Here is a 13,030-nt window from a genome sequence, read left to right as displayed (position 1 = left end):
GGCAAGGCCGCACGCTGTCGCACGATTAACGATGGAGATCCTTTTCCTGGTCGCGGGAACACCGCGCCCGGGAACCGATGGTCAGCTCGGGATCGCGCTGCCCTCGCAGCCTCTGCCGATCCGGCCCGTCTCGAAGTACCGCACCACCTCGGCGGCGCATTCGGGCACCCGGGTGGTCGACACGTGCACGTCGTCGGCGACCGTGTAGACGGTGCCGCCGATGGCGCGCCGCGTCTGCAGCGTCCAGTCATAGACGGACATGAACTCGTACAGGTGCCCCGCCAGTACCAGCGACCCGCTGCTCCGCTTCAACGTGGCCTGCTGCACCGGCAGCGGCCAGCCGGCACACATGACACCCAGTCCCCAGGACCGGCCGGTCGCCGGATGACGCTTCACGAGCTCCTGGTAGGTACGCCAGGCGGTGTCGAAACCGGCCCGGCTGCTGTCCTCGTTGCAGGCGACCGCCAAGTTCATGGTCATGTTCAGCATTTCGGGCGCGCCGGGCACGGGCGTACCCATCATCTGACCGCCGCTGAGCATCTCCTTGACGGTCGGCGGGGCGGTGGTGCCCGTCGCCGTCCGCAGTTCGGCCAGTGCCTTGCCCGCCCGTACCCACTCGGTCGAGTTGCGCTTGGCCAGGTCGGCGACGGCCGAGCCGTCGATGGGGCGCGGCAGGTCGGTGTACGTCTTGGGGCTCTTGTCGTAGTCGCGGACCAGCTTGGCCACCTGCTCGCGCACCTGCCGGGCGGTAGCACCGAGACCATAGGTCTCATCCCGGCGGCTCAGCCAGGTGGCCATGCGCCCGAAGTCACGCTCGGCCGCCTCCGCGCTGTCCTTGACGTGCTCGTCGAAACGGGTCCACGGCGGCGCCACGCTGTCCAGGAAGGCCCGTCCGGTGTGCTCGGGGAACAGGCTGCGGTACACCATGCCCAGGTAGGTGCCCCAGGAGAAGCCGAGCAGGTTGAGCTTGCGCTCACCCAGTGCGGTCCGCACCAGGTCCAGGTCCTTGGCCACGTTGCCGGTGGTGAGCTGACCGAGGAAGGCGGCGTCGGAGCGTCCGCACTTCTGGTTGGCGGAGACCTGGCCGTCGTAGATCTTCCTGGCCGCCTCCTTGGTCAGGGCGCCCGGCTCCTGCGGGCCTCCTGGCAAGGTGGGGCAGGCGACCTTGGTGCTGTACCCGACCCCGCGCGGGTCGAAGCCGATGATGTCGTATCGCTCGTTGAGCTTGGCCATCTCCTCGTTCCTGAGCGCGGCCCGCAGGATCGGGTCCAGGTATCCGCTGTTGCCCGGCCCTCCTGGCAGGACGGCGGTCGCGCCGAGCCGGTGGGCCTTGTCGGTGGCGGCCAGCCGGGTCACCGCGATGTCGATCTTCCGCCCGCCGGGGTCGCGGTGGTCCAGCGGGACGCCGACCGTCCCGCACTCCAGGCGCTTCATCAGCGTACGGAAGGCCGGAACCTGCTCCTGCGTCACGCGCACACTCTGGATCACCTCATCGGAGTAGTCCGGGCAGGATTTCCATTGAACGGACGGTACGCCGGAGCTCGGGCTGGGGTTCGCGGTGACGCTCGCGCTCGGGCCGGCCTCAGCGGTGGCGCCCGCCGCGGAAGGATGCGCCGCCAGCCCCGCCAGCGCCAATGCCAATGCCGTCAGTGATCTTCGGTACGTCATGCGGACCAGTTGTAACGCAGCGGTTGTTTCCTTCCTGTTTCCAGGAAAACGGCCGCCGGGCCGCAGGCACTCGCCCTGTGGGGACTCGTCTCTCCGGACGTGAGCCCGCGACCGCCCTGACAAAATCCCCCCAGGCTGAACGAACAGGAACTCGGCGAGTAGGTCGCCGCCACCGGCGATCACGCGTCGCGGCCGTCCGAGAACATGTTCCCGGACGGCCGGAGACCCCTATTTTCCGATGTCCGCTAAATGTCCGGCGGCTGTCCTGGTCTCCGCATTATCGGATGCTGGAAGGTCATGAGTAGCGGCGGTTGGGTGTCATCTCAGGCCGTCGCAATTCCGACCGGACGACCCATGGAGGTTTCTATGGAAACGCGATCGAAGTCCCGCCGCTCCGTTCGCCGGCGCATTACCGGCGCAGCCCTCGGCGTGCTGTTCGCCGGCACGATCGCGACCGTCGGCGCGTCACCCGCGCTGGCCGAAAACGATGGCTGGATGTGGATCGGCGTAAGTGCCGACAATCGGGTCGACGTCCAGCAGAACTCCGGCAATAGCGGGACCTATCACATAGACATCTGGTACGCCGCCAACGGTGCCCGGTACGGCGGAACCGGTGACTACCAATACTCAGGCGGCACCAGAGGCCAAAAGTTCGGCTCGCATGCGTCGGTCGCCGGCAAGCGGCTCTGCGCCAAGCTCTGGTATTACAACCCTAATACCGCAGACTGGGAATCTCACGGCTCCCCTTGCCACACTTACTGATACCGGTGACTGCATAGCACATGGGTTGCCTTAGTAACCTGAAACGGCCTGCCAGCGTACCCTCGGACACGCTGGCAGGCCGCCCTTTTTCTTACCAACGACGGCAAATCCCGCCATGGATGGCCAAAGCCGCTCGGGAATGGGGATATGCAGTCGATGCTGGGCGGCTGCGTTTCGCAAGGCGTGAGGCCCGAGCGGACGCAGTCGAGGGCCGTGCGCTCCCGAGTAGTGAGGCGGACGCACTCGCCTCGTCGGCTGATCCGGCCGTGGCTCGCCTGGCCGTGCGGGTCAGCCGGCCGTGCGGGTCAGCCGGCCGTGCGGGCGGAGTCGTCGTAGGCGGTCAAAACCGTGTCGGCGTGGCGGAAGGCCCAGTCGCCCAGAGCACGGATCGGCACCAGCAGGTCCTTGCCCGCTTGGGTCAGTTCGTACTCCACCCGCGGCGGGGCCTCGGCATAGCGTCGGCGTTCGACCAGGCCACAGCGTTCCATGCGACGCAGGGTCTGAGTGAGCACCTTCTGGCTGATGCCGCCGATCTCCCGGCGGAGCCGGCCGGGGCGCATGGGCCCCTCCTTGAGGGCGAACACCACCACCGGCAGCCAGGCATGGGCGAACAGGTCCACGGCCAGACGGGCCGGGCAGTCGGCGACGAAGTCGCCGTAGGGCTCGAACGGAGCGTCGTCGTGGTGGTCCACATTCGCCAGTCTCCCGCATCCGTTGGACACCTGGAGGTGCCTATCGGCACGCCTACTGTCTTCGCGGGAAGCTGCGGTTCAGGCGAGGAAGAGGGAAAGACATGCGTATTGGCATACTCGGGGCCGGGCAGATGGCCGAGGCGCTGGGATCGGGATGGGCGCGGGCCGGGCACGAGGTGATGGTCGGCGCTCGGTCGCAGGAGAAGGCGCGCAAGCTGGCCGAGGCGATCGGGGCGGGCGCCTGTGGCGGTGATCTGCGGGCCGCCGCGGAGCACGGCGAGGCGTTGCTGCTGGCCGTACCGGCCTTGTCGGTGGACGGGATTCTCGCCGGGGTCGGCGCGGCGGACGGCGCGTTGGCCGGGCGGACGCTGATCGACTGCACCAACGCCTACGAGCCTGACGCGTTCACCGACGCGCCGAACTCGTTCCTACTGGCCGACGACGCGGTGGCCGAGCGGGTGGCCAGGCTGGCCCCTGAGGCGGGGGTTGTCAAGGCGTTCAACATGTGCGCCGCGGAGGTGTGGACCTCCCACGCAGGGCGCGGGCTGGGGGTGCCGCTGTGCGGCGACGATGAGCGGGCCGTGGAGGTGGTCGCCGGTCTGGTGAGCGATCTGGGATTCGAGCCGGTACGGGCAGGTGGGCTGAGGCGGGCGCGATACCTGGAAGCCGTGAGTGTGTTCGTGGTCGGCCTGTGGTTCGCCGGGTACGACGCTCGCCAGATGCTGCCGCCCCTTCAGGAGGCCTTCGCCCACTCTGACGCCTGACATCGACCCGTTCATGGGTTTTAGGAGAGGGCACCCCTTGGATGAGTTCCGGTCTTGGGGTGCTGGGTGAATCCTTTGGTGGGGTTCGCGTCTCTTATACCTGTACCCGGCAACAGCGTCGGGACAGGTTCAGGAGGTTGTCATGCTCTTTGGTATCGTCGTCGCGGCTGTGCTCTTGTGCGCGTGCACCGTCGTGGTGCTGCGTCGGCGGGGTCGGTCGCGTGGCTGAGGTGAGTTGGCCGGTTGAGCAGCTGGTTGTCGCCGCGCGGGATGGCGACGTCGAGTCGATCGCCGCGCTGGTGTCCGGCGCGCACCCGCATGTGCAGCGATTCGCCTACTCCATGTGTGCCTCGCCGGAAGATGCTGAAGACGCCGCGCAGGAGGCGTTGATCATTCTGTACCGCAAGATCGGCACGTTGCGGACGTCCGGTGCGCTGGCGTCATGGATGTTTCGCATCGTCCGCAACGAGTGCCTGCGGCGGACGCGGCGGCTGGTGCGACACCATGAACCGGTCGTGGACGCCACCGTGTGGTCGGCCGAGGATGAGGTATTGCAGCGGTTGGAAGCCGACCGGGTGGCTTCGGCGATCGCTTCTCTGCCCACCGATCAGCGACACGTTTTGATCATGCGAGATGTTCTCGGCTATCGCGGACGGGTTGTCGCCGATGCGCTCGGCCTCAGCACCGCCGCTATGAAGTCGCGGCTGCATCGCGCCCGCGCAACGGTGCACGACACGCTGCAGGGCACACCTGGCACAGCCGCGGGAGACAACGATGACTGACGATCGCAGCTTTGCCAGCGCCTCTCTGCCGCGACACCTGGTGCGCGGCCTGGTGGGATTCGGCGCGCTGGTCGGTTCGGTCGCCCTGATTCCAGCGGTTGGATTGGGCGGCTTGCTGCTCGCACCGGCTGGTCTGCTCGCCCTGCGAGGGTGTCCGACCTGCTGGGCCATCGGTTTGATAAAGACCATTTCGATGGGCCGGGTGCGGCGCTCCTGCGTAGATGGCCGGTGTGAACTGACCCTGGCCCCCTCTCCTGGATCGCACCCCGCCGACGACAGCTCGTAAACCGATGCCGCAGATCTACTTGTCCGGTCTCGGAAATCGTGTCGGTGGTTCCCGGCACCTCTACCGGATTGCCACGTGCGCCGTGTCAGGGAGTCGGGAGAAAACGCCTGATACCGGGGGGCGCAACCTCCGGATTTTCGGTGCTCCACCACAGCTCGCCGTCGACCGTCAGGTACGGCACCCAGTAACGCACCGCAGCACCCACGGCGAGCGCGTCGGCCACCTCGGTGAGGTAGGCGCCGAGCGTGGGCCAGGCAGCATCGAAGTCGCCGAGGCCGTCGTGCGCGGTCCAGCCGACCCGGCCATACCCGGGCCCGGGCCGCAGGTCGATCACCTGCGCATCGCCGTCCGCGCCGGCAAACGGTACCCATCGCTCGTGCCACCACGGTTCGGCGCCCGGCCGGTGCGGGGTGAGCCCATCGACGCTCACGGCGACGTCCATGCACGCGCGCCAGTGGTCGACGATGCCGGCGGTCGACAGCGGCGGCCCTTCGGGCAGGATGTTCGCCCAAATGCGTTGGCCGTCGTGGCGGCTCAGCGACTCGACGAGCTCAGGCGGGAAGGCGAGTCCCAGCGCGGCTTCGGCGGCGGCGACGTCGGCCGGGTCGGCGGGTGGAGCCAGCGCGGCCGCGCTGGCGGGGGTATGCCGCGCCAGCCACTCCTCGATCCGCGCCCACGCTTCCGTCACCATGACCACACACCCTAGCCTCGCTCGTCCGAGGACCAGCACCCCTTTGACCGCAAACAACGAACAACGCGACTTTCGGCATAGTCTGCTGGCTAATGTGGTGCAAGGGCGGCCTCGCCCGCATCAGGTAACCGTCGTCGTCGGCGGGCGGATCTGATGCGGGAGAGGATGCGGATCGTCTGGCGGGCGCCTGGTTGCCAGCCCTGCTGGATGAGGGTGTCCGCCGCCTGGTGGAGCAGGTCGGCGGTCTGCCCGGGGATGACGTCCCGGCGGACGACGATGACCCGCCAGCCGAGTGCGCGTAGCTCTGCGCGGCGCTGCTCGTCGCGGAGTTGGTCGGCGGCCGACGTGTGGTGCCGCTGACCGTCGTACTCGACCGCCACCTGGAACTCCGGCCAGCCGAGGTCGAGGTAGGCGAAGCGGTCATCCGACAGGGAGACGCGGACCTGGGTGGTGGGTCTGGGCAGGCCGCCGTCCACGAGGATCACGCGCAGCCAGCTCTCCCGGGGCGAACCGGCGCCCCGGTCGGCGAGGCTGAGCGTGTCGCGTAGGTGCCATGAAGTGGACTGGTGCCAGAGTGCCTCCAGGTCCACTCCGTGCCGGAGGAACTGGTCCAGAGCGGCCACGGCCTCCAGGCGGGGAAGCCAGCGGACACAGTCGAGGGCCGTGCGCTCCCGGGTGGTGAGGCGGACGCCCTTGTGCTCCGTGATGTCGTCGGCGGGCAGGCTGGTCACGTGGGTGACGCAGCCGGGGATCGCCAGGTGGCCGGGGGCGATGAGCTCAACCGGCCAGTCGTCTTCGGTGGTGTCGAGGCTCAGCACGTGCAGGCCCCAGATGTGGGCGGCCGTACGGCGGCACGCCACCGCCTGAGGAATCAGCCGCGTAATGTGCTGGGCACGTTCGAGCAGCGAGGGTTCGTTCACGCCGTTCAGAATGAGGGAGCAGACGATGGGCAAGAGGCGCCGAATCCGATTCTGTGGATAGCTGAAACAGGTCACCCACAGCCACGGAGTAGTTGATCAGAGATCGCCCGTTGGGAGGTTGATCCGCCACCCAGATCGGCCGCGCGATCGGAGCCCACTGCGGATCTGGGCCGATCCTTCAGCGACTATCTCCGCTACGTGCTGGGCCAGGTCAACGTGGACAGTGCCATCGCACGCGGGGACGACAGCGCCGAGCAGGCGCGCGACTGGTGCCACCGCACGCTTGCGGAGGTATTCCGAAAGGGGGAGGTGACCGTGGTTTTCCGAGGGTATCTAGCCACGCTGGCCCCGATCGGCGCAGCTTCACATCAAGGTCGATAGGGAGTGCCCGTGGCACCCTTCACCGAATTCGCACAGTTACCCCCATCTGGGGAGAACGATATCTCCAACCAGTAGGTCTGCACGGAAGGGTCCTTCTCCACGTCCGATGACCAGAAGTCAAAATCGAGCTGGAGGTCTGCCGTGAAGTCGCCGAAATTCTTTGAGAAGCACGTCTCGGAAGGCCATCCCTCTGTTGTTTGATGGCGCCTTCTTAGATCTCCGGTGCCGTCCTTGGACAGAATCCAGCCGACCGCGCGAGCTTGCTCTTTGTAATAGGTGGCGATCTCGAGAGGAGAGCCGTTGAATCTGTATCGGCGCCCGACCTCCGCGATAGCGTTATCGTCCGCGCACGCCGCCGATACATACTGATCTCCCAGCGGTTCGGTATGAGGCGGCGGTTGTCGGAGGATCGCGTCTTGGCCTGCGAGCTCGGACCATGGATCCGTGGGGTTGTTGATGCAGTCCAGTGCCATCGCCTTTGAGGCGAAAGAGCAGCCGGAAGCGGCGACGAGCATCAGAGAAGCCAGTAGGAGGCGGACTGGCAGGTTCAAGCGTTTTCCATGGCTCATTCCATCTCCCGAGAACACGAGGCACGGACTGCCTAAAGATTCCCCTCGGCGCGGAAAGTGCCGTCTTGTCCGGTCCGCGATTACGGGGCTTGGGGTGGATCTTAGGCGCTAGGAAGAGAATGCGCGCAATGCCGGAAGGACGTCGGTCGCGAGTCGTTCCATCTGCTCCCGGAAGTCCCCCACAGGCATGAAGTTGAACGAGGTGAACCCCAGCCGGACGAACTCCAGCAACTTCTCCACCACCTCCTCTGACGAGCCCGCCACCGCAGAGGACGAGGATCCGCCGACCAGGACCGGCACGTTGTACACGCATTCCACCTCCCGCCCCACCCGCCCAGCAGACTCCAGCACCCGCGAACGCATCTCCGCCGCCACCGAAGGCGGGGCGAACCCCAGTGAAGGGATCCACCCGTCCGCCAGTTCCCCGGTCGCCGCCAGCGCCCGGTTGCCGTACGTCCCCAGCCAGATGGGGATCGGGCCGACCGGCTTGGGCTCCAGCGAGGCGTCGAGCGTGTGATACCGGGCGCCCTCGTACGTGAACGACGGAGACGACCACAGCCCGCGCATGATGTGAATCGCTTCCACCATGCCATCCACCTTCTCCCGCGGCGTCGGTACGCCCAGCCCGAAGGCTCGGAACTCCTCGTCCGAATAGCCGCCGCCGAGCCCCAGGATCAGGCGGCCGCCCGAGAGCCGGTGCAGCGACTCCGCCATCTTGGCCACCATCGCCGGCGGCCGGTACGGCACCCCGAGGACCCGCGTGGCGACGCGGATCCGCGAGGTGGCGGCGGCGATCCAGGTGAGCAGTGTCCAGATCTCGTACGTCGGCGACGTCCCGCACGGATGGTCGGACATCGACACGAAGTCGAACCCCAGCTCCTCGGCCAGCCGCGCGTCCCCGACCGGATCGGCGCCGGGAGCCGCCGAGGCCGAAATGCCCACGCCGAACATCGCACCCGACATTCCACTCGACATCGCGTCCGCCTCCCATCATTTGGTTTACATGGAACCTAAAACCAATGTTGGTTACACGTCAACTAAGTCAGCTAATCTGGGCGGCATGGGTGACCCGCGTTGGTTGGATGAGGCGGAGTTCCGGGCCTGGCTCGGTTACCGCCGGATGCGGCTGCTCCTGGACGCCCAGGTGAGCCGGGATCTGCTGCGCGACTCGGGCTTGTCGGCGCCCGACTACGACGTACTGTCGTCCCTGTCATCGGCCGAGGGGCGTCGGGGGCGGCTCACCGAGCTGGCCGAGCGGATGCTGTGGTCGAAGAGCAGGCTGTCGCGGCACATCTCACGGATGGAGCAGCGCGGCCTGGTCACCCGTGAGGAGTGCGAGAGCGACGGTCGCGGCGCCGTGATCGTGCTGACCGAGGAGGGAATGCGGGCCATCGAGGTGGCGGCTCCCGATCATGTGGAGTCGGTCCGCCGCCACTTCATCGATCTGCTGACGCCGGAGCAGATCGACGTTCTGGGGGCCGTCGCGGAGACCGTGCTGACCCACCTTGGGGAGAAGGGCGACTAGGACACCCAGATGGGGCTCCAGTCGGCCATCTCATGGAAGCGGCGCAGCTCGGAGAGCCCGGACAGGATGCCGCTCCAGGCCGCGTACGGCGAGCGGCCGAATCCGCTCTGCACGATCGTCAGCCGCGTCTTGCCGCCGGACTCCGCCAGCTCCCAGGTGCCGACCCCGACGCCGCCCCAGTCGACCGACAGCCGGCGCCCCGGCTCGAGCTCGACGATCTTCGCCGGGTCGGGGTTGTCCGCGAGGCCGCCCATGGCGAAACGGCCGCCGACGTGCGGCTCGATCTCGATCGGGAAGCCGAACCAGCGGGTCACCGACTCCGAGTCGATCAGCGAGTCGAAGACCTTCTCCGCCGAAGCGGCGATCAGCACCTCCGCCCGCAGGTCGGAGGAGGTGAAGTCGGGCTTCGGGGTGAGCGGGCGGCCGTCGAAGTGCTCGGCCAGGTTGGCCAGCATGAGGCACCAGTACGTCTGGATCACGCCGCGGATCGTCGACTCGGCGAGCGCCTCCTGGAAGTCGAAGTGGGTCTGCGAGACGGACACGATGGTCGTCTCGGGGCTCTCCTCCTCCAGGCCGAACTCGACCGTGGTGTCCACGCCGTCCAGCAGCCAGGAGAAGCGCACCGTGTGGTCGTCGACGTGCAGCGGGCGCTGGTGCGGCGCGTCGCCTTCGGGGGTGTGGCGGCCCCAGAACCCGTAGCGGTCCGGCAGCTGCACCTCAGCGTGCTCGGCCAGCCAGAGCCGCATCGTCGCGGCGTCGGTCAGCGCGTGGTGCACCTCCTTCACCGGTGCCTGGACGCGGGCGCGGACGGTCATCGGCTCACTCATGTTCATCTCCCTTGGGGTAACAGGCGACGACGAGCTTGAAGGCGTCACCTTCCGCTCCGCCGTACCTCGTGAACAGGTCCTGCAGCATCCCCTGCAGCTCGTGCAGGAACTCCTGACGGTTCTCGGGGCGCACGTGGATCTCCCCCGACAGCCCGATCGACGGCAGCTCCGTCGCGGTCCTGTCGAGGCTCGCGATGTCGGCCTGGACCTCCTCCATGAGGTCCAGCAGGTAGCCCAGGCTCAGCTCGTCCTGCACCCTGCGCACGCCGATCCGGCCGACCAGTCGGGGTGACAGCCAGTACGCGCGAGCGCTGGCCTGGTAGATGCCCTCGTGGACACCGCGCACCTTGCGCTCCGACACCAGGTCGACCAGGCCGGCGTCCACCAGCCGTTTGACGTGGTAGTAGACGCGCTGTGGCGTCTGACCGAGCCGGGCCGCGACCTCGGTGCAGGTGCGCGGCTCGGCCAGCTGCCGCAGCACCTCGACGCGCTGCGGCTTGAGCAGTGCCTCGGCCTGCTCGATCTGCTCTAGGTACAGGACATCTCTCATCGCAAAAACAATCCTTTACGTAAAACAGAATTTTGTCAATGGGGCGCGCTCGAAGGAGCACTGCCAATGGAGGTGGATCAGGGCCAGGAACTGTCCTGGTCGGGGTCGCCGCCGTTCGACAGCAGGCGCAGGTCGGCTTCGACCATCGTCGCCACCAGCTCGTCGAACGGCATCGTCGGCTCCCAGCCGAGCTGCACCCGGGCCTTCTTCGGGTCCGCGCAGAGCAGGTCGACCTCGGCGGGCCGATGCAGGGCCTGGTCGGTGACGACGTACTGCTCCCAGTCGAGGGAGGCCGCCGCGAAGGCGGCCTCGACCAGCTCACGGACCGACTTCATGCGCCCGGTGCCGATCACGTAGTCCTCGGGGGTGCCGGCCTGGAGCATGAGGTGCATGGCCCGTACGTAGTCGCCCGCGAAACCCCAGTCCCGCCGTGCCTCCAGGTTGCCGAGCCGGAGCTCGGTGTCGAGGCCGAGCTTGATGCGCGCCACGCCGAGCGAGACCTTGCGGGTGACGAACTCGGCGCCCCGCCGGGGCGACTCGTGGTTGAACAGGATGCCGGAGACGGCGTACATGCCGTAGGACTCGCGGTAGTTCTGCGTGAGGAAGTGCCCGTACGCCTTGGCCACGCCGTATGGAGAGCGCGGGTGGAACGCGGTGCGCTCCGTCTGCGGCGTCTCGCTGACCTGACCGAACATCTCGGAGGACGAAGCCTGATAAAAGCGGATCTGGCCGGAGGCGGCGCTGCCACGCGACACGCCCGAGCACACCCGGATGGCCTCCAGCATCCGCAGCACGCCCATCCCGGTCACCTCGGCCGTGAGCTCCGCCTGCTCCCACGACATGGGTACGAACGAGATGGCGCCCAGGTTGTAGACCTCATCGGGCTGAACCCGTTCCACGGCCGAGATCAGCGATCCCTGGTCGAGCAGGTCGCCGCGGACCACCTGGACATCGGTCAGCAGCTTGCGCAGCCGCGACACGCGCGGGTTTGCCTGACCTCGCGCCAGGCCCCACACCTCGTACCCCTGACCGAGCAGGTACTCCGCCAAATAGGAACCGTCCTGGCCGGTGATGCCGGTGATCAGAGCGCGCCTGGCCAAGGGGTCCTCCCACTATCACGACCGCGTCCGTTTGGACGGGAATGTACAGCTAAGCGCCTCGATACAGCACCAGAGCCTCCTAGAACACGTTCCACCGAACCGCGCTCGGTCATGCCAACATCGCAGTTCGCACGGCCTTTGGCGGCAGTTGTGAACAATTCCAGATGACCTACCGAATGGTAGCCTTCTCGGACTAAGGTCATCTTCACGGTACACGCCCATCTCTGGGTGCATACCGGGCTAGAAAGGGGTGTCCGTGAGCGACACGCTGCGGATCGCGCTGCTGTCCTACCGCAGCAAGCCGACCTGTGGTGGCCAGGGCGTCTACCTCCGCCACCTGAGTCGCGAGCTGGTCGCCCTGGGCCATCACGTCGAGGTGTTCTCCGGCCAGCCGTACCCGGAGCTGGACGAGGGCGTGATCCTGCAGAAGGTGCCGAGCCTCGACCTCTACCGCGACGAGGACCCGTTCAGGACGCCGAAGCTGCACGAGTACCGCGACTGGATCGACTGGCTGGAAGTCGGCACCATGTGGACCGCCGGGTTCCCCGAGCCGCTGACGTTCACGCTGCGGGCGCACCGCGCGCTGAAGAAGCGGGTGGGCGACTTCGACGTCGTCCAGGACAACCAGACGCTCGGCTACGGCCTGCTCGGTATCCAGAAGCTGTTCCCGGTGGTCGGCACGATCCACCACCCGATCAGCGTGGACCGGCGCATCGAGCTGGAGGCCGCCACCGGCGCCAAGAAGCTGACCATGCGCCGCTGGTACGCCTTCGTGAAGATGCAGGCCAAGGTCGCGCCCCGGCTGAGCCCGATCCTGACCGTCAGCGAGTCGTCGCTGGCCGACATCCACCGCGACTTCAACGTCCCGCAGGCGAACATGCGCCTGATCCCGCTCGGCGTCGACACCCGCTACTTCCACCCGCGCCCGGACAAGCCCCGGCGCAAGGGCTCGATCGTGGCCGTGGCCAGCGCCGACTCCCCCATGAAGGGCGTCGCCACGCTGCTGCGGGCGGTGGCCAAGCTGGCCACCGAGCGCGACGTCAACCTCACGGTGGTCAGCAAGCCGACCGCCGGCGGGCCCACCGAGCAGCTCGTACAGGAGCTGTCGCTGCAGGACCGGGTCCGCTTCGTGCACGGCATCTCCGACGACGAGCTGGGCGAGCTGATCGCCACCTCCGAGGTCTCCGTGGTGCCTTCGCTGTACGAGGGGTTCTCGCTGCCGGCCGTCGAGCACATGGCCTGCGCCACCCCGCTGGTCGCCAGCCGTACCGGGGCACTGCCCGAGGTGGTGGGGGACGCCGCGATCCAGGTCGCGCCCGGCGACTCCGAGGAGCTGGCCGCGGTGCTGCGCCGCCTGCACGACTCCCCGGAGGAGCGTGAACGGGTGGGCAAGGCCGGATATGACCGGGTCATGGAGCGTTACACCTGGCGCGTCGTCGCCCAGAGAACCGTCGAGGCGTACCGCGAGGCCATCGCGGCCCGCCGTACTCGTCCTACCCGCTGAACTCGTCGT

At 67.6% G+C, this 13,030-nt stretch carries 15 protein-coding genes; 6 read left to right on the top strand and 9 right to left on the bottom strand.

What is annotated here, in order from left to right; translation table 11 throughout:
- Positions 1-81: 81 nt before the first annotated feature.
- The gene (locus AB0C30_RS28095) at positions 82-1,668 is read right to left on the bottom strand and encodes an alpha/beta fold hydrolase (protein ID WP_357949880.1); all 1,587 of its coding nucleotides are present in this window, start codon (positions 1,666-1,668) and stop codon (positions 82-84) included.
- A 366-nt stretch (positions 1,669-2,034) separates the two neighbouring features.
- On the opposite strand from AB0C30_RS28095, the gene AB0C30_RS28090 reads away from it, so the two are divergent.
- Entirely contained in the window at positions 2,035-2,430 is a 396-nt protein-coding gene (locus AB0C30_RS28090; protein WP_357949878.1) for a hypothetical protein, read from the top strand.
- Positions 2,431-2,735: 305 nt separating this feature from the next.
- Here the strand turns inward: AB0C30_RS28090 and AB0C30_RS28085 are convergent, their stop codons facing one another.
- Complete coding sequence (locus tag AB0C30_RS28085) at positions 2,736-3,122, bottom strand: helix-turn-helix domain-containing protein (RefSeq protein ID WP_357949875.1); 387 nt, start codon at positions 3,120-3,122, stop codon at positions 2,736-2,738.
- 101 nt (positions 3,123-3,223) lie between these two features.
- Between AB0C30_RS28085 and AB0C30_RS28080 the strand changes: the two genes are divergently transcribed.
- The 3 genes from AB0C30_RS28080 (at position 3,224) to AB0C30_RS28070 (ending at position 4,954) form a co-directional block, all read left to right on the top strand.
- A complete protein-coding gene (locus tag AB0C30_RS28080; protein WP_357949873.1) occupies positions 3,224-3,886 on the top strand; it encodes an NAD(P)-binding domain-containing protein in 663 nt (220 codons plus the stop codon).
- Positions 3,887-4,107: 221 nt separating this feature from the next.
- On the top strand, positions 4,108-4,668 hold the full coding sequence (locus AB0C30_RS28075; RefSeq protein ID WP_357949870.1) for an RNA polymerase sigma factor: 561 nt from the start codon (positions 4,108-4,110) through the stop codon (positions 4,666-4,668).
- Positions 4,661-4,954 (top strand): hypothetical protein, encoded by a 294-nt coding sequence (locus AB0C30_RS28070; RefSeq protein ID WP_357949867.1) that lies wholly within the window; start codon positions 4,661-4,663, stop codon positions 4,952-4,954. Before AB0C30_RS28075 ends, AB0C30_RS28070 begins: the two co-directional genes overlap by 8 nt.
- An 85-nt stretch (positions 4,955-5,039) precedes the next feature.
- Here AB0C30_RS28070 and AB0C30_RS28065 read toward each other — a convergent pair whose 3' ends face one another.
- The 4 genes from AB0C30_RS28065 to AB0C30_RS28050 form a co-directional block, all read right to left on the bottom strand.
- Positions 5,040-5,645: an SMI1/KNR4 family protein gene (locus AB0C30_RS28065; RefSeq protein WP_357949864.1), complete on the bottom strand. Its 606-nt coding sequence runs from the start codon at positions 5,643-5,645 to the stop codon at positions 5,040-5,042.
- Positions 5,646-5,734: 89 nt separating this feature from the next.
- A complete protein-coding gene (locus AB0C30_RS28060; protein ID WP_357949861.1) occupies positions 5,735-6,565 on the bottom strand; it encodes a hypothetical protein in 831 nt (276 codons plus the stop codon).
- A gap of 368 nt (positions 6,566-6,933) precedes the next feature.
- Positions 6,934-7,515, bottom strand: coding sequence for a hypothetical protein (locus AB0C30_RS28055; RefSeq protein ID WP_357949858.1), 582 nt, complete (start codon positions 7,513-7,515; stop codon positions 6,934-6,936).
- A 108-nt stretch (positions 7,516-7,623) separates the two neighbouring features.
- On the bottom strand, positions 7,624-8,490 hold the full coding sequence (locus tag AB0C30_RS28050; RefSeq protein ID WP_357949855.1) for an LLM class flavin-dependent oxidoreductase: 867 nt from the start codon (positions 8,488-8,490) through the stop codon (positions 7,624-7,626).
- An 85-nt stretch (positions 8,491-8,575) separates the two neighbouring features.
- On the opposite strand from AB0C30_RS28050, the gene AB0C30_RS28045 reads away from it, so the two are divergent.
- Positions 8,576-9,040, top strand: a complete 465-nt coding sequence (locus AB0C30_RS28045; RefSeq protein ID WP_357949852.1) for a MarR family transcriptional regulator — start codon at positions 8,576-8,578, stop codon at positions 9,038-9,040.
- On the opposite strand, the gene AB0C30_RS28040 is transcribed toward AB0C30_RS28045, so the two are convergent.
- The 3 genes from AB0C30_RS28040 to AB0C30_RS28030 form a co-directional block, all read right to left on the bottom strand.
- Positions 9,037-9,867, bottom strand: coding sequence for an SRPBCC family protein (locus AB0C30_RS28040; RefSeq protein WP_357949849.1), 831 nt, complete (start codon positions 9,865-9,867; stop codon positions 9,037-9,039). The two genes, AB0C30_RS28045 and AB0C30_RS28040, sit on opposite strands and share 4 nt — an antisense overlap.
- On the bottom strand, positions 9,860-10,417 hold the full coding sequence (locus AB0C30_RS28035) for a helix-turn-helix domain-containing protein (protein ID WP_357949846.1): 558 nt from the start codon (positions 10,415-10,417) through the stop codon (positions 9,860-9,862). The genes AB0C30_RS28040 and AB0C30_RS28035 overlap by 8 nt, the downstream gene beginning before the upstream one ends.
- Before the next feature lie 77 nt (positions 10,418-10,494).
- A complete protein-coding gene (locus AB0C30_RS28030) occupies positions 10,495-11,517 on the bottom strand; it encodes a GDP-mannose 4,6-dehydratase (protein WP_357949844.1) in 1,023 nt (340 codons plus the stop codon).
- 250 nt (positions 11,518-11,767) lie between these two features.
- Between AB0C30_RS28030 and AB0C30_RS28025 the strand changes: the two genes are divergently transcribed.
- Complete coding sequence (locus tag AB0C30_RS28025; protein ID WP_357949843.1) at positions 11,768-13,021, top strand: glycosyltransferase family 4 protein; 1,254 nt, start codon at positions 11,768-11,770, stop codon at positions 13,019-13,021.
- The last annotated feature ends 9 nt before the right edge of the window (positions 13,022-13,030 follow it).

The sequence above is a fragment of the Nonomuraea sp. NPDC048901 genome, from assembly GCF_040649695.1.
In the GTDB taxonomy this organism is placed as follows: domain Bacteria; phylum Actinomycetota; class Actinomycetes; order Streptosporangiales; family Streptosporangiaceae; genus Nonomuraea.
Note: the sequence above shows the minus strand (reverse complement) of the source record. Positions and strands in the feature narration are given on the sequence as shown.